The organism is Streptomyces sp. 351MFTsu5.1, from assembly GCF_000383655.1.
Classification (GTDB): domain Bacteria; phylum Actinomycetota; class Actinomycetes; order Streptomycetales; family Streptomycetaceae; genus Streptomyces; species Streptomyces griseorubiginosus.
Map to the genome: position 1 here is coordinate 311,026 of NZ_KB911776.1, position 24,387 is coordinate 335,412.

The 24,387-nt window shown below is 67.2% G+C and carries 23 protein-coding genes and 1 pseudogene; 10 read left to right on the forward strand and 14 right to left on the reverse strand.

What is annotated here, in order from left to right; translation table 11 throughout:
- Positions 1 to 114: 114 nt before the first annotated feature.
- Together H295_RS0104830 and H295_RS0104835 are read left to right on the forward strand one after the other, a co-directional pair.
- The gene (locus H295_RS0104830) at positions 115 to 981 is read left to right on the forward strand and encodes a hypothetical protein (protein WP_020134203.1); all 867 of its coding nucleotides are present in this window, start codon (positions 115 to 117) and stop codon (positions 979 to 981) included.
- Between the two features lie 181 nt (positions 982 to 1,162).
- Positions 1,163 to 2,140: a ribosome-inactivating family protein gene (locus H295_RS0104835; protein WP_078616565.1), complete on the forward strand. Its 978-nt coding sequence runs from the start codon at positions 1,163 to 1,165 to the stop codon at positions 2,138 to 2,140.
- Positions 2,141 to 2,197: 57 nt separating this feature from the next.
- Here the strand turns inward: H295_RS0104835 and H295_RS47100 are convergent, their stop codons facing one another.
- Positions 2,198 to 2,365, reverse strand: a complete 168-nt coding sequence (locus H295_RS47100) for a hypothetical protein (protein WP_020134205.1) — start codon at positions 2,363 to 2,365, stop codon at positions 2,198 to 2,200.
- A gap of 230 nt (positions 2,366 to 2,595) precedes the next feature.
- Positions 2,596 to 2,775 carry a hypothetical protein gene (locus H295_RS47105; protein ID WP_158691017.1) on the reverse strand — a complete coding sequence of 60 codons (180 nt, stop codon included), beginning with the start codon at positions 2,773 to 2,775 and terminating at the stop codon, positions 2,596 to 2,598.
- A 260-nt stretch (positions 2,776 to 3,035) separates the two neighbouring features.
- Here H295_RS47105 and H295_RS0104850 point away from each other — a divergent pair, with 260 nt between their 5' ends.
- The 3 genes from H295_RS0104850 (at position 3,036) to H295_RS46540 (ending at position 5,827) form a co-directional block, all read left to right on the forward strand.
- Positions 3,036 to 4,016 carry an NAD(P)/FAD-dependent oxidoreductase gene (locus H295_RS0104850; RefSeq protein ID WP_020134207.1) on the forward strand — a complete coding sequence of 327 codons (981 nt, stop codon included), beginning with the start codon at positions 3,036 to 3,038 and terminating at the stop codon, positions 4,014 to 4,016.
- A gap of 91 nt (positions 4,017 to 4,107) precedes the next feature.
- On the forward strand, positions 4,108 to 5,607 hold the full coding sequence (locus H295_RS0104855; RefSeq protein ID WP_020134208.1) for an MFS transporter: 1,500 nt from the start codon (positions 4,108 to 4,110) through the stop codon (positions 5,605 to 5,607).
- Positions 5,608 to 5,695: 88 nt separating this feature from the next.
- Positions 5,696 to 5,827 carry a hypothetical protein gene (locus H295_RS46540; protein ID WP_324606048.1) on the forward strand — a complete coding sequence of 44 codons (132 nt, stop codon included), beginning with the start codon at positions 5,696 to 5,698 and terminating at the stop codon, positions 5,825 to 5,827.
- Between the two features lie 157 nt (positions 5,828 to 5,984).
- On the opposite strand, the gene H295_RS0104860 is transcribed toward H295_RS46540, so the two are convergent.
- The gene (locus H295_RS0104860; protein WP_158691018.1) at positions 5,985 to 7,070 is read right to left on the reverse strand and encodes a TniQ family protein; all 1,086 of its coding nucleotides are present in this window, start codon (positions 7,068 to 7,070) and stop codon (positions 5,985 to 5,987) included.
- Positions 7,071 to 7,782: 712 nt separating this feature from the next.
- Between H295_RS0104860 and H295_RS0104875 the strand changes: the two genes are divergently transcribed.
- The gene (locus tag H295_RS0104875; protein ID WP_020134210.1) at positions 7,783 to 8,244 is read left to right on the forward strand and encodes a hypothetical protein; all 462 of its coding nucleotides are present in this window, start codon (positions 7,783 to 7,785) and stop codon (positions 8,242 to 8,244) included.
- 20 nt (positions 8,245 to 8,264) lie between these two features.
- Here the strand turns inward: H295_RS0104875 and H295_RS44675 are convergent, their stop codons facing one another.
- The 3 genes from H295_RS44675 to H295_RS0104890 all read right to left on the reverse strand — a co-directional run bounded on the left by H295_RS44675 (position 8,265) and on the right by H295_RS0104890 (position 11,888).
- Entirely contained in the window at positions 8,265 to 10,511 is a 2,247-nt protein-coding gene (locus H295_RS44675; protein ID WP_106960773.1) for a protein kinase domain-containing protein, read from the reverse strand.
- A 438-nt stretch (positions 10,512 to 10,949) separates the two neighbouring features.
- Positions 10,950 to 11,522, reverse strand: coding sequence for an ImmA/IrrE family metallo-endopeptidase (locus H295_RS0104885; protein ID WP_020134212.1), 573 nt, complete (start codon positions 11,520 to 11,522; stop codon positions 10,950 to 10,952).
- Positions 11,523 to 11,528: 6 nt separating this feature from the next.
- Positions 11,529 to 11,888 carry a helix-turn-helix domain-containing protein gene (locus H295_RS0104890; protein ID WP_028809054.1) on the reverse strand — a complete coding sequence of 120 codons (360 nt, stop codon included), beginning with the start codon at positions 11,886 to 11,888 and terminating at the stop codon, positions 11,529 to 11,531.
- Positions 11,889 to 11,994: 106 nt separating this feature from the next.
- Here H295_RS0104890 and H295_RS0104895 point away from each other — a divergent pair, with 106 nt between their 5' ends.
- From H295_RS0104895 to H295_RS47455, 4 genes and pseudogenes are all read left to right on the forward strand, one after another.
- Positions 11,995 to 12,273, forward strand: a complete 279-nt coding sequence (locus H295_RS0104895; RefSeq protein ID WP_020134214.1) for a multiubiquitin domain-containing protein — start codon at positions 11,995 to 11,997, stop codon at positions 12,271 to 12,273.
- A gap of 13 nt (positions 12,274 to 12,286) precedes the next feature.
- Positions 12,287 to 12,667 carry a hypothetical protein gene (locus tag H295_RS0104900; RefSeq protein ID WP_028809055.1) on the forward strand — a complete coding sequence of 127 codons (381 nt, stop codon included), beginning with the start codon at positions 12,287 to 12,289 and terminating at the stop codon, positions 12,665 to 12,667.
- The gene (locus H295_RS0104905) at positions 12,649 to 14,100 is read left to right on the forward strand and encodes a ThiF family adenylyltransferase (RefSeq protein WP_020134216.1); all 1,452 of its coding nucleotides are present in this window, start codon (positions 12,649 to 12,651) and stop codon (positions 14,098 to 14,100) included. The genes H295_RS0104900 and H295_RS0104905 overlap by 19 nt, the downstream gene beginning before the upstream one ends.
- A 610-nt stretch (positions 14,101 to 14,710) precedes the next feature.
- Positions 14,711 to 14,956: pseudogene (locus H295_RS47455) on the forward strand (DALR domain-containing protein); the annotation flags it as partial.
- Between the two features lie 142 nt (positions 14,957 to 15,098).
- On the opposite strand, the gene H295_RS44680 reads toward H295_RS47455, so the two are convergent.
- From H295_RS44680 to H295_RS0104955, 8 genes are all read right to left on the reverse strand, one after another.
- Positions 15,099 to 15,926 (reverse strand): NAD(P)-dependent oxidoreductase, encoded by an 828-nt coding sequence (locus H295_RS44680; protein ID WP_020134218.1) that lies wholly within the window; start codon positions 15,924 to 15,926, stop codon positions 15,099 to 15,101.
- Positions 15,923 to 16,648, reverse strand: coding sequence for a hypothetical protein (locus tag H295_RS0104925; RefSeq protein WP_020134219.1), 726 nt, complete (start codon positions 16,646 to 16,648; stop codon positions 15,923 to 15,925). The genes H295_RS44680 and H295_RS0104925 overlap by 4 nt, the downstream gene beginning before the upstream one ends.
- Before the next feature lie 98 nt (positions 16,649 to 16,746).
- A complete protein-coding gene (locus H295_RS0104930; protein ID WP_028809057.1) occupies positions 16,747 to 17,961 on the reverse strand; it encodes an ATP-grasp domain-containing protein in 1,215 nt (404 codons plus the stop codon).
- Entirely contained in the window at positions 17,958 to 19,451 is a 1,494-nt protein-coding gene (locus tag H295_RS0104935) for a hypothetical protein (RefSeq protein ID WP_020134221.1), read from the reverse strand. The genes H295_RS0104930 and H295_RS0104935 overlap by 4 nt, the downstream gene beginning before the upstream one ends.
- Positions 19,448 to 21,070, reverse strand: a complete 1,623-nt coding sequence (locus H295_RS0104940) for a class I adenylate-forming enzyme family protein (RefSeq protein WP_020134222.1) — start codon at positions 21,068 to 21,070, stop codon at positions 19,448 to 19,450. Before H295_RS0104940 ends, H295_RS0104935 begins: the two co-directional genes overlap by 4 nt.
- A complete protein-coding gene (locus H295_RS42785; RefSeq protein ID WP_020134223.1) occupies positions 21,067 to 21,348 on the reverse strand; it encodes a phosphopantetheine-binding protein in 282 nt (93 codons plus the stop codon). Before H295_RS42785 ends, H295_RS0104940 begins: the two co-directional genes overlap by 4 nt.
- Before the next feature lie 212 nt (positions 21,349 to 21,560).
- Positions 21,561 to 23,201 carry a pyridoxal phosphate-dependent aminotransferase gene (locus H295_RS0104950; RefSeq protein WP_020134224.1) on the reverse strand — a complete coding sequence of 547 codons (1,641 nt, stop codon included), beginning with the start codon at positions 23,199 to 23,201 and terminating at the stop codon, positions 21,561 to 21,563.
- Positions 23,198 to 24,088, reverse strand: coding sequence for a TauD/TfdA family dioxygenase (locus H295_RS0104955; RefSeq protein WP_158691019.1), 891 nt, complete (start codon positions 24,086 to 24,088; stop codon positions 23,198 to 23,200). The genes H295_RS0104950 and H295_RS0104955 overlap by 4 nt, the downstream gene beginning before the upstream one ends.
- Between the last annotated feature and the right edge of the window lie 299 nt (positions 24,089 to 24,387).

The following is a 24,387-nucleotide window of genomic DNA, read 5'->3' on the forward strand; positions in this document are numbered from 1 at the left end:
GCCCATGAACCGGGTTGCCGGACAACTCACGGCCGCTAAAGATCACTCTCACCCGCACTGATCATCACCTCTCGATCTCACGCACGGTTGGTCACCGAGCTAAGGAATTCGAAAATGATCCGCACCCCTGTCAAGAAGTGGTTGCTCACCGTCGCAGCCTGCGGCCTGGCGTTCAGTGGCCTGGGCCTGGCCTCCGCCACGCCCGCGAGCGCGGCCAACGAGACGGACCTCAACGGGAAATGGGACAACCTGCTCCCGAGCATCTGCCAGGACGGCTCCAACCGGGGCGGCCAGAGCGTCTGGTTCTACAACACCGCCACGCACGAGCTCTACGACAAGAGCTACCAGTACAGGTCCCCGGTCTACGACCAGGTCGGCCCGGCTCGATCGATCAAGTACTACCTGAACCCGAACTGGAAGATTCTCAAGGGCCACTGCTACTACCCCCAGTCGTCCTCCTGGACGAAAGAGGGGGACGAAACAGCCTGGTCCGAGACGGCAAGCAACTGCGACAACGGCGGCCCCCTCAACTACAACGTCTCCCAGAGCTACACCACCACGACGATCACCACCAAGACGGTGGGCGGCTCCATCGTTGGCGAGCGCTCCATCGGCAAGCTGTTTGATGTCGGCGCCGGCGCCGAGTTCTCGTACTCGTGGTCCTACGGCAAGTCCGTCGGCTGGTCGCGCACTGTCGGCATGAGCGTCCCGGCTGGCAGGACGGAATGGTTCGGCGCGAGGCCCATCATGCGCGTGGTGCGGGTCAACCCGCACTTCTGGCTGGACAGCTTCACATGGAACACCGTCAAGGACGGCAACGGCTACCACACCTCCCAGGTGTGGGGCGGCTACGGTTACCGGGCCCTCGTGGACCACGACTACTACTACGACGGCACGGCGAACGTCCTCAACAGCAGCAAGCAGCCGCAGTTCCGCTTCATCCTCCACGGGCGTGCCAACAAGTACAGCGACTGCCACTGACCCGTGGCGGCACCCCTGAGATCCGAAGTGCCCGCCGGCCCGACGCCGGCGGGCACTTCGCTGTGCCCCCGGATTGTTCTGGGTGTTGGAAGGGGCTCGCCGGACAACATTCCGGCCCTGACGATCGACAGGAATCCGGAATTCCGGAACCCGTCCCTCTCTCACGTAACGGAGACCTCCCATGGCCTCTCGTCTGTTGCAGCGCGTGGGCACGTCGCTCGCCGTGCCCGCTCTCGTGGTCGGCGCGTTCGCGCTGGCCGACCCCTCGCATACGCACTCGACGTCCTCGAAGGCGTCCAGCACTCTCAACCTGAGCACCAAGGACACCGAACTCTCGGCCTCGACCTGGTACCTCGCCCACTGGGACGTCGACGCCAGCGGGGAGGGCTACGCCCACACGATCAGCCACCTGCGGTCCATCATCGACGCGCACGGCGGTCACCGGGTGAACGTCCAGCGGGGCGGCCGTAACCTCGCCGTCGACGTCACCCCGGGCGCCGGCGCTGACCACGCGTACATCGACCTCACGGTGACGACAGCCGGTGCGACCATCCACCTGATCATCAGAGTCAGCGACATGTACGTCGTCGGGTGGCACTTCTATTCGCCCCAGGCCGGCAATGTGTACATCCCGCTCAGCCGCGACCACCCCGAGGACATACCCGCGGCCGTCCTGAGCCCCACGCAGAACGGATTTACGCAGTACGGCGACATGAACGGCCACGAGAACTACAACGACCTCGCCAGATCGGCCAACACGTCGCTGGAGGACCTCAGCCTGAGCCACCAGAACCTCCGGCAGGCCGTCTTCGACCTGCATCAGAACCCGTCGCATGCGCCGGCGAACTACGTGAGGAACAAGTCGGCCGGCATCCTCCGCCTGATCATGGCCATCTCTGAGGGCACCCGCTTCCGCCCGATCGCCGCCGACCTCGGCCATCAGCTCACCACCGGCGGCCAGACCCGCATGGCCCGCTACATCGAGCTGATCCGCAACTGGCGCGGCATCAGCCGGGTCTTCACCAACCCCGGCGGCGCCTTGAACTGGGTGCACACGGTCGGCTGGGGCGACATCCGCGACCGCTCGGCCGCTGCCGCCGTCCTGATGGTCGCGCTCGCCATCCGACCCGTTACTTCCAACATCAAGGACGAACTGTGAGGCCCACGGCTCACCGCCGTCGCCGCCTCGTCCCTTGACCCGGCTTCGCCTCTCACCTCAGCGCCCACCCCGCCCGCTACAGCGGGCGGGGTGGGCGGCGCTCACTGCGAGGTTCTCACCGCCGACGTTCATCCGTCCCTGGCCCCTCGACGAGCCCCAGACGATCTTGGTCCAGGAGAACTTGGCGAGGTAGCGGCGGTTGTCGCGGCCGCCGAAGCCCCCCATGGCCTCGCCTGGCCCTGCTGAACATGCCGAGGTGGCGGGCGGTGACCGGGGCTTCGGCATGTGGGTGTGTGCGGGTTGCCCACTTGTAGATGAGCTTCCGCACGAAGGCGTCCAGGACCCGAAGGCGGCTGGCTGGCCCGGATGGGCGGGGCCGTACTGGAGCGTGAGTTGGGGAGGCCGACCGTCGCCCCCCGGGCCATGCTGCACCGCCTGCTCCGCGCAGCTTGGATTCAGTCGGCACCGCCGCGGCACTTGATCGGGTACTCGGCACGGCGCTCCAGCACCAGCTGAGTCTCGATCAGAGCGTGGCCCTGCGGTCTTCTGCTGTTCGCCCCGGCGAAGACTCCGCCGGCATCTACGGGCCCGTAGCCATCGAGCGCCCCGATCGGCGCCTTACCGCTGTTGGCCAAGCCCGCGATCACTCAGAGGTCCAAACTCGACATTCCGGGCATCATCGTGGCGAACGAGGGGCGACCTGCCTTACTTGACATCTCAGTACAGAACCGCTTAGGTTTCTGACAGTCCAGTACACAACGGTCCTGAGCTCACCGAATGGGCTGCGTGCCCGCCTGTTTCCTGGACTTCCTGAACAGCTGGCCCCTGCAAACCACCCGGAACTCGAAGGGTTGAGCGAACCATGACCGAAAAGGAAAAGCAGGAGGCGACAGCTATGACGACTTCTGCGTACGCGAGCGACGCCCTGGCCGAGGGGACCGTCGACGCGGTGGTGATCGGCGGGGGCGCCGCGGGGCTGAACGGTGCACTGATCCTGGCCCGCTCCCGCCGCTCGGTCGTCGTGATCGACAGTGGCTCCCCTCGCAACGCGCCCGCCGATGCCGTGCACGGCCTCATCGCCCTCGACGGCACCCCACCGTCCGAGATCCTTCGACGGGGCCGGGAGCAGGTGCGCCAGTACGGGGGACGCGTCGTCCACGGCAAGGTGGTCTCGGCCGAGCCTGCCGCCCCGGCGGCAGACGGGGACCTGCGGTTCACCGTCACCCTGGCCGACGGCCGTGGCATCACCGCCCGCCGCGTCCTGGTGGCCACCGGCCTGAAGGATGTGCTTCCGGAGGTGCCCGGGCTCGCCAAGCACTGGGGGCACAGTGTGCTGCACTGCCCCTACTGCCACGGCTGGGAGGTGCGCGACCAGCCCATCGGTATCCTCGCCACCAGCCCGGCTTCCATCGGCCCCGCGTTGTTGTTCCGGCAGTTGACTGAGGACCTCACCTACTTCACCCACGGCACCGACCTGGACGAGGACACCCGCGCCCGCTTCGCCGCCCGCGGCATCCGCGTCATCGACACCCCGGTCACCGAGATCGTCGACGACGCGGACGGCGCCCTCGCCGGGGTGCGCCTGGCTGACGGCCAGGTCGTGGCCCGCCGCGTCCTCGCGGTCGTCCCGCAGATGCAGGCCCGAACCCAGGGCCTGGAAGGACTGGGCCTGCCGGTGCGGGACCTGCCGAATGTGGGCCGCGCTTTCGCCTCCGGCCCGGACGGCACCACCGAGGTGCCGGGTGTGTGGGTGGCCGGCAACGTCACCGATCCGGTCGCCCAGGTCGGTGCCTCCGCAGCGGCCGGAGCACTGGCAGGCATCGACATCAACAAGAAGCTGGCCATCGCGGACACCGACGCGGCCCTCCAGGGCTGAAATCCCCAGCCACCACCCTCACCTTCACCGGCGAGGAAACCCATCAGATTCCAGACGGCTTTCAGTCATGCCCACCAAGCAAGGGAAGAAAATGAGTACCAGCATCGACCACGAGGCGCCCGCCTCCGGGAAGAAAGACTCGGGCCTTCGCGGCTCACATGCCGTGCGCTGGTGGGTGCTGGCCGTCATAGGCATGGCACAGCTCATGGTCATGCTCGACGCGACCGTCGTGAACATCGCGCTGCCCGAGGCGCAGCAGGATCTTGGCTTCAGCGACGGCAGCCGGCAGTGGGTCATCACGGGTTACGCTCTGGCGTTCGGCAGCCTGCTGCTCCTCGGCGGCCGACTGGGTGACCTGTTGGGCCGACGTACCCTCTTCGTGATCGGCCTGGCAGGTTTCGGGGCCGCGTCCGTCGTCGGCGGCTCGGCCGGCAGCTTCGAGATCCTCGTCGCGGCACGTGTGGCCCAGGGTCTCTTCGCCGCACTGCTCGCGCCCGCGGCGCTCTCCCTGCTCAGCGTGACCTTCACCGAACCGTCCGAAAGGGCGAAGGCCTTCGGTATCTTCAGTGCCTTGGGCGGGGCGGGCGGCGCGGTCGGGCTGCTGGTCGGCGGCATGCTCACCGAATGGGCGTCGTGGCGCTGGGTGATGTACGTGAACGTCGTCTTCGCGGTCCCCGCCCTGATCGGTGCCTTGCTGCTGCTGGCCAAGCCCGCGATCACCAAGAAGCCCAAACTCGACATTCCTGGCATCCTGGTGGTGAGTGCCGCGCTGTTCGCCGTCGTCTACGGGTTCGCGCACGTCGAGTCCACCAGCTGGACCGACCCGGTAGCGCTCGGCTCCATGATCACCGGCGCGGTGCTGCTCGCGGTGTTCGTCTGGCTGGAGACCAGGGTCGCGCATCCGCTGCTGCCGCTGCGCGTCGTGCTGGACCGGACCCGCGGTGGTTCGTTCATGGCGGTGTTCGTCATCGGCATGGGGATGTTCTCGATCTTCCTGTTCCTGACCTACTACTTCGCGGCCAGCCTCGGCTACTCGCCGATCAAGACCGGTCTGGTGTACCTGCCGATGGTCGCGGCCGTCGTCGCCTCGTCGACCACCATGCCTGTGCTGGTGCTGCCCAGGGTCGGCCCTAAGATCGTGATCACCGCCGGCTTCCTGGTCGCCGCAGTCGGTATGGCCATGCTGACCCAGATCGAGTTGGACAGCACCTACGCCGCCCACATCATGCCCGGCATGATCCTGATGGGTCTCGGCATCGGCGCGGTGATGACCACCGCGTTCCAGGGGGCGACCTCAGGCCTGCACCACGAGGACTCGGGTGTCGCCTCGGCGCTGATCAACACCGGTCAGCAGGTGGGCGGCTCGATCAGTACGGCGCTGCTGACCACCGTTGCCTCGTCGGCCGCGACCGACTACCTGACGTCGCACAAGCCCAGCGCGCTGGCCGCGGCGCAGGCCGGGGTCGAGGGCTACACGGCCACCCTGGCCTGGGGCTCCGGATTCTTCGTGGTCGGTGCGGTGATCGCCGCGCTCCTGATCCCGAACCGGGCCCTGGAGCCGTCCGAGGGCGAGCCCGTGATGGCCCACTGAGCCTGGATCCACCCTGGAGATGCCCTCCTTTCCTGCGATGACTGCTGTTCTCACGACACGCATCAGCGCAGGAAAGGAGGGCATCTCCATGCTTCCACCGCGACTTCTCGCCCTGCGCATCCACAACGGGCCCTTCTCCGCGATCGACCTCTCCGCCCGCCGCCCGCACACCGGAGAACTGCTGTCCACGGTGGGGGGTGGCGGAGGCCGCGGGCCTTGAGCAACGGCAACCGCGCTTACATCAGCGGCCACCTTGTTGTTACGTGCTCAGGACCGACCCCGGTGCGCCCGCGCCACCACCGGCTGGCAGCGGTGCGTACGACGGCGTCCGGCCGCTGTACTGACAGCCGTTCGCCGAAGCTGCGGCGCTGGTCCGATCAGAGCCAGCCGCCGACAGTGATCAGCCCGCGACGCACCAGCGGCTCGACGAAGGGATTGGGCCGCAACCCAGGCCCGTACGCCAGCTCCGCGATGTCGATGCGCCATGGTCTCCGCCGGTGATCGATAAGGCGGAGGTCGAAGATCCGGTCAGCGATGTAGTCGGCTGCACATCCGCGGTCCAGAAGCTGGTCTGCCGCATACACCGAAGCCGCCACCCGAAGCGAATCGGTCCACGGCCTTTTGCCGTTCCTCTTGTGCTGTGCGGTGCCCCGCGGTGAGCGCACTGCATATCGCAGTAGGGGATCACCGCGGCGCACCATCGACGGCGAAAGGAGTGGGATCAGTACGGCCGCGAGCGCTACGAGCTGTCTGTCGTCATGCGTGGGTGTTCCGTCGAGCCACGAGTTGACGCGTTCCTGCAAGGTCAAGACGGAGGCGTCGCTGACGGGCGCCGGCTGGCACATGGCCAGCGAGTGTCCGCAAGGTTCCCTGAGGTCGTAAGTCCATTCGCCCTCGTCGGTCATGTTGTCGCAGTTTCGCGGGGGTGGCGCGTCGTGCCGGAAATCGACGGTGTCCCAGCAGGACTGGCATTCGGTCACCATGTAGACGGCGTGATCAACGCACGCGAACGACCAGGGCAGCTTCCAGCGCAGGAGCCAGCGCGAGCTACTGCCGTTGCGCAGGCACCTGGGGCACCAGCGTGCCTGCGAACGGTGGAGCCACGCCCCTTTTTGCCACTGCTGAACTGCCACGCCGTCAGAAGCGAACAGCGGTAGATGCGGCAGAGCGTTGCCGGCGTAGCGTGCGAGGGTCATCGCGTGCAGGCGCTCGGCGTCGATCCCGGTCAGCTTCTCCATCCGCCGGACCACAGGATCGGACAACCGCGTTTCGGCCCCGGCGAGCCCACCCAGCCTGTCGAGGTGAAGTTCCCGCAGGAGCGGCTTCATCTCGACATCCTGTTGACGGGCCAGCTCACCCACCCAGCTGGTCAGCGACTCCCCGGGGATCGGTTGAACCACTGGTCCTGTCAGCGTCGGGCGCGGTGGGCGACGCTTCTGCACGGTCTTCTTCACGGTGCTCACGTCGCGAATCCTGTGGCAGATGCGCTCTGTCGAACCGTGGCTTGAGGGCGGACCACCAGTGTGAGTGACCGAGGCATGTCGGCGTTTACTCATCCCGGCCGGGGGCGTGTCACCCGTCAGGACGCTTCCATTGTGTTATTCGAATAGCACCATGGAAACGTTGGAGCATGAACGACACCCAGCTGGATGACTACGACGTAGTACGCCCCGTCGTCATCGACTCCTCGAAGCGCACGCTCCTGCTGATCCCGTACGGACCCGACGAGGAGAACTGCTGGACCCTGCCGACGGTCCCCATGCGTTCCGGCGAGACTTGCCGTCGGTCGGCAACTCGCCATCTGCGGAAGGTCGCGCACCTTCCGCCACTGCGAATCTCGCCGCTCATTGGCCGGCTCGCCCGCAGGGACGCACCCCGCGGGATCCAGTACGTCCTCGTAGTCCGCTCTGCCGTGGACAGCTGGCCGCCATCCGTCCGCTTTGCACTCGCCCCGGAGGCTTGCTGGTGGACAACGGCCGAGTTGCGGTAAGCCGACGCGGTGGTCGAACCCGCCGAACTGCTCGACTTCATGGACGGCTACTGGGAGGGGTGGCTGCCGGACGGAGAGATCTCGCTCGAGTAGTGGTCTGACTCGACCGTGGCCTTCGGGCCCGGACAGCGCGACCAGGGGCCAAGCCATCTCGCACGTCTGAACCCCGGCAGGGAGAGCGACCAGTGACCGTGCACGCCATCGAGATCACCCTGACCCACACCGTCGATGCCGCCGAACTCAGGGCCGCACAGCAGGAAAGTGACTTGCTGCTGGCGGCTGCCGACGATCGGAAACGGCTCGTCGTGCTGGTGACCGCCAAGGACGAACGTGGAGCCGTGAGAAAGATCTGGAGACGGCTGGAGGACGCCCTCCCCATCGATGTGCTCTGCACCCTCTATCCGGGGCCCGACGGGAAGTACCTCATGAGCATCCCGATGAGCGAGGAAGTGCATGGGCAGGTTCAGAGGCTGGCGGCCGCCGAGCAGCGAACGCCGGAGGTCTGCTTGGAGCAGGCGATTGCAGAGGCTCTGGCTCGTGACCGGTCCACTCGCCGAGCACAGTTGGACTGCGCACTTAACAAGCTGCTGCGAACCTACAGCCCCGGAGAGATCACCGGGGCTGCTGCTCGGAGGATCACGGGATGACGCGCCCGTTCATGCATCCCTTACGGCTGTTGCGTCTCCACAGCCACACGAATCGCCTCCCGAATGCGAAGATCCACGGTTCCGTCCTGTGCCAAGCCGGAAAAGTGCCGCGCAGAGCGCGGGTGATCGCGTAGAACCGCTGCTACGAGTTGGGCTGCCTGGCCCGACAGTGAGCGCAGCCACGGTGCGATCCGGTCTTGGGCATTCCACTGGTCCCACGCGGCGTCCCAGGTGCACATCGTGCGAGTGGACTCGTCAAGGAGGTCCCAGTCGTCCTTCGCTGCGGCGAAATTCGCAATGGTGTGAAGCCACATCGCGGCTCGGGCAGCTTCAACGAACTGGACCCGTCGTGTTCCTGGGCCATCGGCATGGTCGGCCATGGCCTTGAAGAGGCGTTCGCTTCCTTGGACGTTGCGGGACAGCCAGGGACCTGCCTGTTCGGCCGGGAGACCAGTCAGCGTTTTGAGGTACAGCTCATAGTCTTCTGGATGGTCCGCGATCAGTTCGAGCAGGGACGTCACCGCTGCCGGGTCACCGGCGCGTGTCCGTTCCCACAGCCGCTTTGCTCGTTCTGTCGGCGGTTCCGCTGGTTCAGTGAGCTCCCGGTTGATCAGTTCGCGGAGATCCTGGACGGTCTGGGACCTCTGCTTGGGGTCGGGATGGGTGGCGACTCGAGTCACGTTCCTCCACGGGCCCGGGGGAGGCAGGAGCTGCACATTCGTCTGTGGGTACTTGCCTGTAAGCGCCCACGCAATGACGCGTCCGATGCCATAGATGTCGGCGGCTGGTGTTGCTTCGTGGGCGGCAACGAAGAGTTCAGGTGCTGCGAAGCCCTCTGTGCCGATCTCGAAGCGGGTACGTCCGGCCTTTGTGGTCTGGCCTCTCGGCCGCCGGACGATCCCCCAGTCGGCAAGAGTCCATCTGCTGTCCAGTAGCAGAATGTTCGACGGTTTGACGTCGCGGTGGAGCCAGTCGTGAGTGTGAGCAAGTTCCAGTACGTCCATCAGCGCCTCGATCAGAGCACGCAGTTGTGCAGGGTCCTTGAGGTCGTCGCGTCGGTCCTCGGCAGTCGCCTGTGCCATTGGCATGACGAGCCATCCGTCTTCCGGGTTGGAGTCGAGGATGGGCATGTAGTGGGGATGCCGACCGAGGAGCTGGGAAATCTCGATCTCTCGGCGCATCCGTGCGGCGGGTGTTTCACGTTCTGAGCTCCGACGTTTGAAAGCGACTTCGGCTTCGGTCGGCTTGTGTACAGCACGGAAGACTTGTGCTTGTCCGCCTTCCTCCATAGGAAGGCGATCGAGGCGGTAGTCCTTCCGGTCGCCGCGGGCTTGAGCGCGTACCAAGTCGTACGGCGAAGTGCCCATCTCAGCCGCAGACGTGGGGTTGGCCGTCGGCTGGGACGGGCTAAGGATCATGGGCCGCGCCTGTACGGGAATGCGGCGCCCACCGTAGATGGGGTGACCGCTGATGGAGTCGACAGGGACGAGCGTGTAACCGTCTCGGGCCAACAGGGTGTTGAACAGTTCCTGCAGCTCTCGCAGCTCGTCCGCGTCAGCCCGCACAACAGGGTGCAGCATTTCGGAGAGGAAGCGCAGAAGGACGGTGTCTGGTCCGCTGCTCAGTCCGAATCGCTCGTCGGTGAAGACCCAGTCCGCTTCCCAGTCGTCATTGTTAGAGCGGTGCTGATAAATGTCGCCTTCAGCCGTTTTGAATCGTGAGTCGTAGCTTGCAAACGCATCCAAAGCGAAGATTCGTTTGAGGAACTCTGCTTCTTCCAACCTTCCGGCCCAGTCGACATTCTGCAGTCGAAGGGTGTCGAAGAGCCGCATACGGGTGACCTCGGTGATGCGAGCTCGTTGGCCCTCGGCCATGCGTATGTCCTGCGGCTGGAGGAGCGCCGACGCCTGTCCTCCTTCCAACGCTTGCCGCCAGTGCTCGTTCGGGGCAGGAAGAGATGGCTTGACCAGGATGCGGTCGATGTCCGGTCGGCCGTTCTGACTGGCCACTTCAGCGATCGTTGGAAGCAAGTGGTCCAGGACCTCGTCGCCGAAGCTGGGGAAGTCCACCGGGTCGATGTAGAAGACTGCAGCCCAGTAGTAGTCGTGCCAGTTGGTGGCCGTTGTATACCCGTCCTCCGTCTGCTCGAAATCCAACTTCTCAACCGCGCGGAGCAACTCCGTCGCACCGATGTCCGAGCGAGAAGAGAAAATCGCGGCAGCCTGTGCCAATACGCGCTCCCCGCGCTGCCCCTGTCCACTTTCCATCACCTATGCCCCCTTGCACGCAGTCGGACATGGCCCGCACCCGAGTCTGCGCATTGCACCGGCGCGGCCAGCCGACGTCCTCCCCCACAACAAGCCCCTCCACGCCAAGCGGAGGAGAAGCCAGCCTAGTGACCCTTGCGAAGCTACACAGGCAAGAACTCGGCAGCTTCACCAGAGATGCCTGGACATTGCCGCTCGCCGACGCTGCAATCACGGTTTGAAGGTCTGGGGGAGGGAAGCGATGGGCTTGTTGGGTCCGCTCTGTTGGCAGAGGCTGCCGAGCGCGGTTGAACGAAGCGGCACGGCACGCCACGGTGCATGTCCTGGTTACGCTCAGCGGCAGGACGAACTTCGCCTCGGCGCCACGGTACTTCGGCGGGTTCGCGACATGCGCTCATGGTCGCCGGGGCAACGTCGATGCGGACAGCCAACTCGTCCTTAGCGGAATCGGTGGCCGGCCCCGCGGGCACGGTTGACTCGGCTGACAGCTCCAGTGATGTTCAACCGGTACTGGATCATCTGCTCGCTGACGCCGAAGCGTGCCGCAGCCTCGGGCTTTGTGAATCGTCCCCTTGCGATGGCGAGGGCCGCGTCTTCCGGGACCAGGAGGACCCCGGAGAGGAACTGTGCCTCGTCCTCGATGTCCTGATCCCAGAGGCGACAACCTCGGTCGTCCAAAGCCGGAGTAGGGCGGTGGTGCAGGAGCCCGTGCGAGGCTTCGTGAGTGATGTTGCTGCTGATCCTGCCGTTGGAGTGGCTGTCGTTGTGCACGATGGTCCGCTTGGATCCAGCGAAGACGGTGACCGCTGAGAAGGCGTCGGGATCCTCGTTGAGCAAATGGTTGGCGCCCCGTGATGCTGCGGCCATGGTGGAGAGCGCGAGGACAGGAATCGCTAGGTGATCTGCAAGGACGAAGGGGTCGAGCCGGTCGAGAGCTCCGAGGCGGAGCTCTGACCGAACTTCGAGGGCGAGAGAGTTGGCTTCGGTTTTGAAGCCCCGTCGAAACGCCATGTTGCCTTAGTCCTTTTGACGCAGCCGTTCGTAAGTGATCTTGATGACTTCCTCCAGCGCTGCAGCCGACTCCGGGGAGAGGTTGCGGTCGCTGCGGAGATAGGTGGAGATCATTGCCAGCGGGTCCGCCGTTGGCCTGTCCTCGCCCTCGGAACGGACGAAGTCGTCCGCGTCGAGACCGGACCACGCGCACAGCGCTGCAAGCCCATCCACGTCTGGCCTCTTGCCCTGGGCCATTCGGGTCAGCGTGGAGGCGCTCACTCCTGAACCTGCAGCCACCTGCTTCCAGTTGAGGCCTCGCGCGAGCCGCGCGGCGTCCAGGGCCGCATAGAAGCCTTCAGCATCAAACCATCCCTTTTTGCTCATGGAGTCTCCAGCTGATTGCAATCTCGCAATCGAGCGTCTATGTTGGCACTGTTCGACTCTAGCAATTGAGAGTCGTTCCTGCAATTGTGATCAAGGAGAGTGGAGTATGGGCAGCACAGTAGAGCAGGCGGATGTGCAGTCTTCTGGCAAGGGACACTCGGTCGCCATCACGGTCAATAACAAGGCCGTGGCGATCATCGGCCCCAGAGTCACCGGCCTCCAGATCAAGGAGGCCGCGATCGCCCAGGGTGTGGAGATCGAGCTGGACTTCCAGCTCTCTCAGGAGCTGCCCTCAGGCGAAACCCGCATCATCGGCGACACCGATGTGGTGACCGTGAACAAGAAGTCCGTCTTCACCGCCGTCGCCGGCGACGACAACTCCTGAGGACGGGCACAGCGTGACCCCCGCAGTGAGCAAGGCCGTCGATGAGGTGCGCGCCGCCTTCCCGGACGCGGCAATCCGCGTCCGGGAAGAGCCGGACGGCGGTGCGGTCGTCCTCGTCGAGGATGTCGATCCCGGCGCGCAGTACGAGCAGCGGTCCACCTGGATCGGCTTCCGGATCACGTTCCAGTACCCGTACTCGGACGTCTACCCCCACTTCGTACGCGGGGACCTCGCTCGCGTTGATGGAGCTCCCCTTGGAGAGGCCATGACCTCGACCAGCTTCGAGGAACGCCCCGCGGTTCAGATCTCCAGGCGTTCCAACCGCCTCAACCCCGCCACGGACACCGCCGTCATCAAACTGCACAAGGTGCTGACATGGCTCCGCAGCCGATGACCGGCCCCTGGACGCTGCGCATGCCGGCCGCCATGGCTGCCACACTCCGCGCGCACCTATTCCCCGGAGATGGCGATGAGCACGGCGCAGTGATCGGAGCGAGTGTCGTCACCACCGCTCGCGGCACCCGCCTGCTCGGACACAGGCTGTACCTGGCCGAGGACGGTGTCGACTACGTGCCCGGACAGCGCGGTTACCGGATGCTGACCGCCACGTTCGTGCGTGACCGCGTCCGAGACTGCCGATCCCAGGGCCTGGCCTACCTGGCAGTCCACTGCCACGGCGGAATCACACGCGTTGCCTTCTCGGGCACAGACCTTGCCTCTCACGAACGCGGATACCCAGCCCTGCGCGACATCCTCGGCTCGACGCCCGCCGGCGGCCTGGTTTTCGCCACCGATGCGGTCGCCGGTGACCTGTGGCTCCCCGACGGCGGACGGACGGAACTCGAACGAGCCGTGATCACCGGATGGCCGATCAAGACCCTGTATCCCGAACCCCCACCACCCCCGACGTCGGACCCGACCTACGACCGTCAGAGCCGCGTCTTCGGAGACCGAGGGCAGGCCATCCTCGCGGCACAAAAGGTGGCCGTCATCGGCGCCGGAGGGGCTGGATCCCTGATCGTCGAATACCTCGCCCGTCTCGGAGTCGGCGAACTTGTGGTCATCGATCCCGACCGGGTCGAAGTGACCAACCTCCCCCGCCTCGCCGGAGCCCGCGCCCGTGACGCCCACACATGGCTGACGGACCCCGCCAGGCCACGATGGCTCCAGTCGTTGGGGCACCGGTACGCAACCCCCAAGGTGAGGGTCGCCCGTCGCTTGGCGCGACAGGCCAATGGCCGCATCCGCGTCCACGCGCTGCAGGCAGACGTCACTCAGAGCGCCATCGCCGCGAACCTCGTCGACTGCGACTACATCTTTCTTGCCGCCGACTCGATGCAGGCGCGTCTGGTCGTCAACGCGCTCATCCACCAATACCTCATCCCGGGCGTACAGGTCGGCGCGAAGGTCCAGGTCGGTCCTGGAGGCGATGTCACCGACGTCTTCAGCGTTGTGCGGCCGCTGGCCCCCGGTTTCGGCTGCCTCTGGTGCAACGGATTGATCAGCCCAGCCAAGCTCCAGGAAGAGGCGCTGACGACTGAACAGCTACGACAGCAGCGGTACGTTCAAGACGAAACGGTCCACGCCCCCAGTGTCATCAGCCTCAACGCCGTTGCTTCCGCCCATGCAGTCGATGACTACCTCCACTCCGTGACCGGACTTCTGCCAACTGAGTACGAGCCGCGCTGGCGCCGATTCCATCCACTGGTACCAAAGGGACCGCAACGAGTCCGATGCGACGTTCCCCGAGCCGAGGCGGACTGTACTGAGTGCTCGGATACAGGCCGTCTCGGCCAGGGGCACAACGCTTCGCTGCCTACCAGGTAGAGGAATTTGTCGCAGGCCGAATGCTCGCGGGCGGCGAGCCTCTGCGATAGGCGGACGACGATCACGATGGGTTCTCGTTCACGCGGGAGCAGCCTGGTCCTGTGCAACCCATCTGCATAGTGGGAAACGATCTTCAGAGAGCCGGGAAATGATCTTCACGTGGTCGATGTAGTACCTGACCAGCTCATTCCGTCGGTTCCCCACCATGAAGAGCACTGACGTTGAGTGCTTCTGAGCAGCGACGAAACGGTCGTCATCGTAATTACGATGGCGGCCGTTTTGCTTTGCTGGTGGTGCGCGGGGGATCCAGCGGTGCGGGCGCGCGTCCGGTTGGCCCGGGCTGTGGGGGCGCCGGGGTTGTTGGCGGTGTGATTTTCCTTTCGGTGTGAGGTCTCTCTCACCGGCCGCCGCGACACTTGGATCACTGGGGGCGGACGCCGTCGTCGGTCAGGCTCACCAGCCGCATGACCGTGAGGGTCATCGTCCTTGCCGGCCCGTGGCCCCGACGCGGCCCTGGCCGAGCAGCACGGCGCCCGTGTCCCAGGCCCTCACCAGCCGCCTCGCCGGCAGCCTGCGCGAGCGCGGCCTCAGCGCCAAGCGCCTTGCCGTGCCCGCCTTCGCCGAGGCGATGGACGACGACTTCGGCGTTCCACAGGCGCTCGCCGTCGTTCACACCACGGTCCGGCAGGGGAACGCCGCGCTGTCCGCCGACGACAAGGAGGCGGCGACGGCAGGCCTCGCCGGGGTGCGGGCGATGCGCCGGGTGCTCGGCCTGGACCCACTGGACGAGCAGTGAACCGGGGCCGACGACCGGGTGGAGGAGTCCCACGGGGTGATCGACAGGCTCGTGCGCCTTGACCAACTGCAGCACTCCGGGAACGGCTACACCGGGTACACAGCGACAGCCGCACCAGGAAAGGTGCCTCGCATCTGCGCCGAAAGCCGCTGATGCGAGGCATCCCTGGACCTGGGTGACCGACCACGGAGACACCTGTCGCCTACTTCGCCGGCCGCTTTGCCTTCGCCAGCCGGGTGAAGTTCTCCTCACCGTGTCCGGAGTCGACGAGTTCCTGCAGACGCTCCTCGACCATGGACGCGACAGGGAGGTCGGGCGACAGCCGCAGAGCGTTGCCGATGTCCTTGCGTGCCAGCTGTGCGCTGAACTGGCGCGGATACAGGTCACTCAACATCTGCTGACCGAACCGCTCCAGCATGCGGCTCGAACCCGATGACGCCTTCAGTGCCTCCAGAACGGTTTCAGGCGCAAGTCCCAGCTGATCCGCCAGATCGAAGCCCTCACCCAGGACCAGCACGTTACCCAGATGGATGACCTGGTTGACCAGCTTCATCGCCTGCCCCTGGCCGAGGCCGCCGGTCCAGAACACGTTGCTGCACAGGCTCTCGACGAAATCACGGACATCCTCCGTGACGTCGTCCGTGTGCGCTCCGAGGTATCCCGTCAGACGCCCGTCGCGAGCGAGCTCCACGCTCCCCGACACCGGGCAGTCGACGTATCCGATCCCACGATCGCGCAACAGCTCGGCCGCCTTCCTGGCGGACAGCGGGTCGTGCGAGGAGAAGTCCACCACGCACGACGCCGTCTCGAGGTCTCCGACGACGTCCAGGACCTCGGTGGCCGACGGCAGACAGAGCGCCACGATCGGACGACCCCGGACCTCCGCCGTGGACCGCAAGCCGCCGGCCTCGACGAACGCGGCGACCTGGCCGCGCTCTCCTCCCGCGCGGACCGTGTAACCGGACGCGACAGCGCGACACGCCATCGGCAGTCCGAAGACTCCGAGGCCGTACCAGTCGACCGCTGTCATCGGCGCAGCTCTCCGCCACAGTCCTCGACCGCGGGGAAGGAGTCCGACAGGAATACCGTCTGCGCCATCATGCGCAGCCCAGACATCTTCTCCCGGAAGGCCTCGATCGTCTCTTCCGGATGGATCGTGTCGATCACCGCGTTGTCCCCGAAGGAATTGAACTGATGCGAAGTACCGCGCGGGATCTGCATGTCGACGATCGATGATTCCGGCACCCAGAAGCTGTACCGGTTGCGAGTACTGTCCGGCATTTTGTCGCACTCCACCTCCAGCTTGAAAGGTGTTACTCCATCGACATAGGTGTAGTGGAAGGGCGAGAGCGCGGACACACGAATGGTCGTGTCCTCGCCTGTGATCAGCCGCACCATCCGCGCACCCGTGTGGTAGTGCATCCGCGAACAGGCGCCCCGATCACCGACGTTGAACAGGTCCATGACGTAGCGGCTTGCGGAGTACCCGTCCATGGGCTTGGCCAGCATGTAGACGAGACCCTCTTCGAAGTACTGTGCGCGGACCACCCCGTCGTTGTCCGGAGTCAACGCCGGTTCCGCTGCATGGCCGTTTCGGACGACCTGCGCCATCGCGCTCACCAGGGCGTTCGCGGCTATCGCCGGCAGCGATGCGACCGGCGTGACGATACAGGACCCCGCATCCTCGAACCTGTCGAGGTCATGGACCTCGTTCTCGTCGTCGGGATTGTTCTTCAGAGTTTCGGAAGCCATGAGTTCTCCACTTTTTTGGACTGATGCAGGCTGAAGACGGCAGGCGCCAAGAGAAGAAGGCCCGGGGCGCCCTGCGGAGCGGGGTGCGATGCCGCGGTTCAGAGCGGCTCCCCCTCGACCACGACGGCTGCCTCGACCGCGGCGCGGCGCGTGAGGCACTCCGCCCGGTCCGCACCGGTGATCACCGCGTAACCGACCCGGGAACGGAAGCTGTTCGGCGGGAGCCGGACCTGCCGGCCCTCCGGCACGATGGTCTCGAATCGCTCCAGGCCGGGGAGATCGCCGGGATCCCTGTCGAGCCGCAGCCGCCGAAACGTCATGTCGTGGGGCGGATAGATCATGTGGACGGCAGCCACCCGGGAACGGTCCGCAGCAAGCCGCGGTTCCCGTCCGACAGCGATGTCGGCGGTGGCCGCCGACAGGTCGACGCCGGTGGCCAGCTTGCCGAGGTGAGGAATCAGGTCGCCGCCGAGGCGGACGTTGATCTCGATGATGCGCGGGCCGCGGCTGGTCAGCCGGAACTCGGTGTGAGTCGCCAGGTCGTCGAGGCCGGCCGCGCGGTGTGCCTCGCGCACCAGGCGCAGGGCCTCGTCCACGCCCGGGTGGGGTGCGGCCGGCACGATGTGACCGACCTCCTCGAAGTACGGCGCGAGCCCCAGGACCTTCTCCGCCACGAACAGGGGGTGGGTGACACCCCGCCAGGTGAGACAGTCGACACTGAACTCGGGTCCGTCCAGGTACTCCTCGACCAGCACACCGGCAGGTCCGTCGATCTCACTGAACCGGGCCCGGGTGCCGGCCGTCATGGCGTACCCGGCGAGGAGCTGCTCCTTGTCGTCCGCCCGTACGACGCCGATGCTTCCGCCCAGATCCCGGGGCTTGAGCACGACGGGGTAACCGATGTCCTCGGCGGCGGCGAGAGCTTCCTGTTCGTCCGTCACGACCGCGAACCGCACCGGTCCGATACCGGCCGCGTCGAGGCAGGTCCGCAGTGCCGCCTTGTCCTTGCAACGCCGTACGGCAGCGGGCGTGGCCTGGGGAAGTCCCAGTTCTGCGGCCAGGTCCGCCACCATCTCGACCAGCGCGTCGTCGTAGGTGACGAGACCGTCTGGTGTCTCCGCACGTGCGATTGCGGAGACGGCGACCGGATCCCGGGGATCGGCCTGACAGAACCGGCTGACGTACGGCTGCTGCCAGGAGAGATCCCTGTCGTCGACGAGGATCAGGTCCACGACCGCACTCATGTCGGCCAGGATGTACTCGCGGAAGGGCCGTCCCGTGCTCGCGATCATCATGAGGCGTTTTCTGGTCATGTGTGTGTCTTTCTCTCTGCCGGAACGGGGCTGCCCTGGCGCAGAGCCCAGGTCGAGTCGCTGCCGGCGTCGCTGACCTCGATGCCCATCCGGGACAGCTGCGCGCGGATGGTGTCGGCCCGTTCCCAGTCCTTGCGGGCGCGGGCGGCGGTGCGGTCGGCGACCAGCCGGTCGATGACGTGCTGCTGCCCGAGGGGCAATTCACCGGTGTGCGGCTGGTGGGCGAGTTCTGCGGGGTCCAGCGTGGTGAGGCGCAGTCCGAGGAGGGCGTCCGCGGCGGAGAGGACGACGTGCAGGCCGCGGTCGGTGATGTCCGGGCTGCGGACGGCCTGCTGGAGCTGGGCCAACACCTGTGCCGTGTTCAGGTCCGCGCAGATCGCGCTGTCCATGCCGTCGAGAATTCGGCGGGCGGCCGGGTCGTCGGCGGGCAGCAGCCGTCCGGCGTCCTGGTAGGTCTCGATGGGCGGGTGGTGCGTCTCGCCGCGCGGGTGCGGGATGGTGGGCCGGCGCCGGGCCAGCAGTCGGCGCAGCGTGGCCTGGGCGGCGACCACACCGTCGTGGGTGTAGGCCAGGTCCCGGTGGTAGTGGCCCCGCAGCAGCAGGAGGCGGAACGCCATGGCGTTGAGCCCCGCGGCGGTCAGGTCGCCCAGGTGAGGTGCCCGGTGTCTGACCATGGGCTGGTCGGCGGCGGTCAGTGCGCCGTGGTGCAGCCAGTGCCTGACCCAGGGGCGTGCGTCGGCCAGGTGGGCCTCGCTCTGCGCGATCTCGTTGACGTGATGCAGGGAGCGGTGGTGCCGGCCCCCGGTGTGGATGTCGGGGTGCGGGCCCAGTAGTGCCATGCTCGCCGCGCTGCAGGGCAGATGGCTGCCCGGCAGGCCGCGGCCCCACGGCGAGTCCCAGCTCTGGCCGGTGCCCGCCGTTTCCGCGTCAGGACCGGTCAGCCGCCACAGTGCGAAGTCGTTCTTGTTGCGCCGGCCCCGGATGCTCTCCGCCCGGACGCCGTCGCGCTGGGCGTCCAGGTCCATCCCGGCGAGCTCTCCGTAGCCCGGTGAGCGGGAGGTGTCGAAGTACAGTCCCGAGTCGAGCCGGTAGGCCAGGCCGCGTCGCTCCAACTCGGCCGCCATGCCGATCATTTCGCCGATGTGATTCGACGCCCGGGGGTAGTGGGCGGCGGGCAGGACGTTCAGGGCCGCCAGGCTGTCGAGGAATTCCTTGATGTGGACCTCGGGGTCCGTGCCCTGCGGTACTCGGGCCCGGACCACATCGGTGATCATCATGGCCTGCCGGACGGAGTGCCCCTTCCAGCGCAACGCCCGCCGCAACAGGTCCACGCACACAAAGCCGCGCAGGATGCCCAGGTGGGCGGAGGCGAACGCGACCGGTCCGCAGCTGTACATGCGCACCTGGTCGCCCTCGGACCCGGACGGCTGGAACACCTCGAGCCGGCGGCTCAGCGAGTTGTACAGGCGAAGCTCCGCCCCGGTGCTCACGGGCGCTCCCCTTGATCCCTGTCCACCTCTTCGGCGAGCCGCCGTCGGATGATCTTCCCCGTGCTCGTCCTGGGGACCCGGTCGGCGAAGACGATCCGCCGGGGCAGCGCGTTGGCGGAGAAGGCGGTCTTCAGGTGCTGGAAGACCTCGCTCCGACTGCGCTGCGGCGACACCACGACCGCGGTGACGGCCTCCCCGTCCACGGAGTCGGGGACAGCGACGCAGGCGGCGTCCACCACGCCGTCGAGCCGTAGCAGGGCGCGCTCCATCTCCTCCAGGGAGACCGCCTCGCCCCGCACCTTCGCCATGTTCTTGGTACGGCCCGTGATGACGAGAAGGTTGCCGGGGCTCTCGGCGGACACCACCTCGTAGCCCAGGTCGCCCGAGTGGAACCAGCCGCCCCGGAAGGCCTCTTCGGTGGCTTCGGGGTTTCCCGCGTACCGGGACATGACGTTGTGGCCGCGCATCCGGATCTCGCCGATCTCGCCCGGCCGGGCACGGTCGCCGGAATCCGTGAACACCGCGACCTCGTTGCCGTACACGGCGGTGCCGATCGAGGGAATGTCGGTGTCGAGCATGAGACGCCGGTACTCGTCCTCCGAGAGGTCGAGCGGCACCGTGGTGGAGAAGTTGGTCGTCTCGGTCAACCCGTACCCCTGGACGATCCGGACGCCGAACGCGCGCCGCACCTCGGCACACGTCCCGGCGGACAGCGGCGCGGCCGCGGTCAGGAAGTACTCGAAGTCCGAGGGGAGCTGAGGCTCGCGCCAGGTCTGCAGCAGCGAGTCGAGAACACTGGGCACCGCACTGGCGAACCGCGGGCGGTACCGCTCGACAAGACCCGGGTACTGGAAGGGGCTGAACGAGCCGGCCAGCACCGTGTGGGCGCCCGAGAACAGCGGGGAGAACAGAGTGGTGTGCACGCCGTTGGCGTGGTGGATCGGCAGGAAGCCCAGGATGCGCTCGCCGGGGCGGACCCGGTGGTGGCGCCGGAAAGCCTCGGCGTTGGCGGCGCCGTTGCGGTGGGTCTGCGCCACGATCTTGGACGCCGCCGTGGAACCGGACGTGCCGAAGAGCAGTGCGTCGGCGGCGGCCCGCACCTCGGGGAGGTCACGCCCGCCCGTGTCGGCCGGGACGTCCGGCAGAAGGGACGGGGCCGGCACGGTGACAGCGCCCGGCAGCGGATCCCTGTCGCGCAGTACCGCCGGCGGGCACAGCACCGTCACCACCGACTGACTGCCGCTCTGCTGGAGCGCACGCTCGGCCGGATCGCCGGGGTTGAGCAGCAGACAGGCGGCACCCGCGCGCAGAACGCCGAAGAGGGTGGCGATGGAGACCGGCTCGTTGAGCGGCATGAGCGCGACCACGTCGCCCGGAGCGATGGCGAGCTCACGCCGCAGCCACCCCGCCAGCCGGGCGCTCCACAGGTCGAGCAGCCCGAAGGTCAGTACGGTCTCGGTGCCGTCGGCGGCGACGGCGGTCAGATAGGGCGCGTCGGGCATGTCGCGGACACGGGCCGCCAGCGCCGCCAGCACTGTGGAGTGGCGGTCGGCGTACTGGGCCGAGGGCACGCCCTGATAGGTGTGGACGGCGGCCTGATCCTGCTCGGCGCCGGTCATGCGTCGTCCCGACGCCGGTTCTCGACCGCGCCGTCGTCGGTGAGGCCGCGGACGGCGGCGGCCACCGTGCGCACGGACACGAACGTGTCGTGCGTGATCAGACCGGAGGGGAAGCGGACGCCGAAGGTCCGCTCGATGTCCATGATCAGTGCGGCGATGGTCAGCGAGTCCACGCCGCGGGCCGTCAGCGGGGTGTCGAGGTCCGCGGGCTCCTCTGCGTCTCCTGCCTTGAGGCGTCGGATGACCAGCTCCTCGACCGTCTGCGTCACGTCGTTCATCCGTGCGCTCTCTTCCTCTCTCGGGATACCTGTCTGTGTCTGTGTGAAGCGGGCGTGCCCCGCGACTCCTGCGGGAGCCGCCGGGCACCTTGCGGCATCGCCGCTTTCCCGCCGTACGAAGGCTGCTTCAGCTGCCGCCGGGCCGTCCGGTCCTCGACGGCCGGGTTCGCCAGGGCTCGGTCCCCGCAGCGCATCCGTCGGAGGAGGGAACGTCAGCCATGGGCGTGCCCTCGCGGTTGCCGAAGACTGTTCGACTGCGGCTCCGGTGCGGTCGAACGCCTGGTGCTCCGGGTGCGGTTCTGGTGGACCGTCAGCCGGTCGAGGGCCACGGAGAGTTCCTCCCAGCGGCGGGCGCTGGTGATGCGCACGGTGCCGCCCGACAGACCGAAGGTCAGCAGGCCCGGGAAGACGGACACGCCCGTCTCCCGGAGCAGATCGCGGAAGCAGAGGTAGGAGTCGGCGTAGTCGTCGAAGCTCAGGGCCAGGTTGATGGAGTACGCGGCGGGCATGACCGAGACGCCCGGCAGATCGAGGCCGCCGGTCACCGCGTCGCGCAGCGCCGTCAGAGATTCCTGCCGGGCCAGCCGGTCGGAGCGGTAGGCGCTGTAGGCGGCGGCCAGGGCGCGTGGCTGGACACCGTAGCCCGTCTCGAACTCACCGCACTGCTCTGTGCCCGGCTCCTCGACTCCCGTGACGATCCAGCGCTCCATCCGCGCCAGCACCTCGACGAGGGTGTAGAAGAACGAAGGCGGTCCGCCGAAGGTTGTGGACGCGTACTCGTAGTACTCGTCGACGAAGGCGCGGTCGGCGATGATCCAGCCCACCTTGAGGCCGGGGGCGGACCAGTTCTTCGACAGGCTGCTCACCCTGATGACATTGGGCGCGGCGCGCAGTTTGGACAGGGAGACCGGTCGGCCGAGCCACTCGTGGCACTCGTCCAGCACGATGGCCGTGTTCGGAGACGCCGCCTGGATCAGTTCGTCGAGTTCCTCCTCGGAGACCAGCGCGCCGGTGGGGTTCGCCGCGGTCTGCAGCAGCACCAGCGGTGTGTCCGGGCGCAGTTGGTCGATCAGCGGGCGCAGCGACGTCGTGCCGTCCCGGGCGGGCAGCGGCACCAGCTTCGTGTCGGCGCGCCGGGCCACGGACTCGACGAGCGGCGGGTAGTTGGGCAGGGCGCACAGGGCGGGCGCGGTGCCGGTGCCGCCGAGCAGCAGGAAGTCGGCGAGGGTGCTGATGGCGAAGGTCGCCCCCATCGTCAGGGCGATGTTCTCCGCCCCGTACGCGGAAAAGCCCATCCGAGCCGACTCGTACCTGGCGACCGCCTCGCGCGACGCTTCCCGGCCGCGGGAATCGGAGTAGCCGTACCAGTCACGTGTGAGTGCGTAGCTGACGCACTCCTTGAGGACCCCGGGCAGCCCCCATGCCTCCTCGTCCACTGCGCCGCCGGAGAGGATCACGTCGGCAGTGGGGCGCAGATCGCCGTAGAGGTCGTCGCGGAAGTAGTAGTTGAACATCTCCTTGACGAAACGGACCGTGGCCCGCGAGGACAGGATCTCCTCGCTGCCGAACTGGCGGCGGACCGTCGATTCCCGCCAGCGGACGGCGAGTTCGGGTCGTGTGCTGTGCCGGCCGAGCTCGGCCTCCAGCCGGCCGAGGTACAGGTCGCGCAGTTCCATGGGGTCCGCCGGATCGGCGGCCCGCCGGAAGATCTCGGTCATCCGGTCGTCCGGCGAGGGGTCCATGACCACCCCCGTGGACGGCACCACGGTGCCGGCTCTGCGGGCGATCTCCTCGGGCACCGCGAGAGGTGCGCCGGTCGCCATGCCGGAGAACAGCCCCGATCCCATGGTCATCGCTCCCCCGTGTGCCGTGCGGTCCTGATCCGGAGCCGCTTCAGGTGGCGGCGGGATCCGGGCTGATGGGCCGCGCCGGATGTGCGGCCGTGGAAGAAGCAGGTGTTGTCGATGGCGGCGACGGTGCCGTGCGCCCAGTGGACGGCACCGGCCGGCTCATGCGCGTACATGGCGGCGAGCAGGGCGCGGAAGGCGTCGTTCACCTCGTACTCGGTGGCCCCACGGGCGTCGCTGACCCAGTGCAGTTCCGCCGTTCCGAAGTCGCGGAAGGAGAAGACGGGCCGGCCGTCGACCTCGCGCAGCACGGTGGGTACGGACTGACTGGTGAAATAGCGGGTGACGCGCAGGATGTCGCGTTCCGCCGGGGTCAACGCCTCGTGCACGTCGGCCATCGGCACCAGCACGGTCTGCGCCGGGACGAGTTCACGGCCGTCCGCGGTGACGGCGGGCTTTCCGGGGTCGCAGCACATCAGCACGATGTACCGGGGCTGGCCGGCGACCGGACGGCCGCTGCCCTCCGAGTGCAGGGTCAGCGCACCGGTCGCGAAGGGCTGCAGCGACGCGTCGTCGGTCTCGGGGTGGACACTGACCAGGTTGAGCAGGACCTCCTGGGACACATGGTCCTGCACCGCTGGATCCGTCTCCGGTATCAGTTCCCCCAGGGTCTTGCCGAGAGCGATGAAGTCGTCGTCCGCGGGGGTGGTGTCGAGGGCGCCGAGGAAGAGGCCGTCCGCGTCCAGTCGGCGGGCGGTCTCGGCGACCAGTTCGCCGGGCGGCACCCGGGGCACCGTCTCGCGCGGCGAGGGCAGCCGTCGGCCGCCGTTCAGCAGGGAGTCGCGCAGGGCGACATGGGGATCGGAGTCCCGTTCGACAAAGGTGCCTCGCACCGTCACTCCAGGTTCCCGCCGGGCACGGGCGCGTGGCCGCGGCCCGGGGCCGTCAGGCCGGCCGGGGAGCCGGTGGCGATCCCGGCGGTGCGGCGGTTCGCACCTCCGTCCCACCGGATGCGACTACACACGTAATCAAAAAATTCCCTGTCATTCAGGGAGTCCGAACGAGTCACAGGAAAGCCTCCGCAGCCTCGGAAAAGAATCACCTCTTACTGGACCGGCGAGAAAGCGTATGGGCCATTTCCGGGAGTGACAACGGGGACGGGTGTTCGCTCGAACAGCCGAAAGCAGCGGTG

Coding starts and splice junctions, on each gene's coding strand:
- H295_RS0104830 (WP_020134203.1), top strand. CDS start 115: ATGATCCGCACCCCTGTCAAGAAGTGGTTGCTCACCGTCGCAGCCTGC.
- H295_RS0104835 (WP_078616565.1), top strand. CDS start 1,163: ATGGCCTCTCGTCTGTTGCAGCGCGTGGGCACGTCGCTCGCCGTGCCC.
- H295_RS47100 (WP_020134205.1), bottom strand. CDS start 2,365: ATGGGGGGCTTCGGCGGCCGCGACAACCGCCGCTACCTCGCCAAGTTC.
- H295_RS0104850 (WP_020134207.1), top strand. CDS start 3,036: ATGACGACTTCTGCGTACGCGAGCGACGCCCTGGCCGAGGGGACCGTC.
- H295_RS0104855 (WP_020134208.1), top strand. CDS start 4,108: ATGAGTACCAGCATCGACCACGAGGCGCCCGCCTCCGGGAAGAAAGAC.
- H295_RS46540 (WP_324606048.1), top strand. CDS start 5,696: ATGCTTCCACCGCGACTTCTCGCCCTGCGCATCCACAACGGGCCCTTC.
- H295_RS44675 (WP_106960773.1), bottom strand. CDS start 10,511: ATGGAAAGTGGACAGGGGCAGCGCGGGGAGCGCGTATTGGCACAGGCT.
- H295_RS0104885 (WP_020134212.1), bottom strand. CDS start 11,522: ATGGCGTTTCGACGGGGCTTCAAAACCGAAGCCAACTCTCTCGCCCTC.
- H295_RS0104890 (WP_028809054.1), bottom strand. CDS start 11,888: ATGAGCAAAAAGGGATGGTTTGATGCTGAAGGCTTCTATGCGGCCCTG.
- H295_RS0104895 (WP_020134214.1), top strand. CDS start 11,995: ATGGGCAGCACAGTAGAGCAGGCGGATGTGCAGTCTTCTGGCAAGGGA.
- H295_RS0104905 (WP_020134216.1), top strand. CDS start 12,649: ATGGCTCCGCAGCCGATGACCGGCCCCTGGACGCTGCGCATGCCGGCC.
- H295_RS44680 (WP_020134218.1), bottom strand. CDS start 15,926: ATGACAGCGGTCGACTGGTACGGCCTCGGAGTCTTCGGACTGCCGATG.
- H295_RS0104925 (WP_020134219.1), bottom strand. CDS start 16,648: ATGGCTTCCGAAACTCTGAAGAACAATCCCGACGACGAGAACGAGGTC.
- H295_RS0104930 (WP_028809057.1), bottom strand. CDS start 17,961: ATGACCAGAAAACGCCTCATGATGATCGCGAGCACGGGACGGCCCTTC.
- H295_RS0104940 (WP_020134222.1), bottom strand. CDS start 21,070: ATGACCGGCGCCGAGCAGGATCAGGCCGCCGTCCACACCTATCAGGGC.
- H295_RS42785 (WP_020134223.1), bottom strand. CDS start 21,348: ATGAACGACGTGACGCAGACGGTCGAGGAGCTGGTCATCCGACGCCTC.
- H295_RS0104950 (WP_020134224.1), bottom strand. CDS start 23,201: ATGACCATGGGATCGGGGCTGTTCTCCGGCATGGCGACCGGCGCACCT.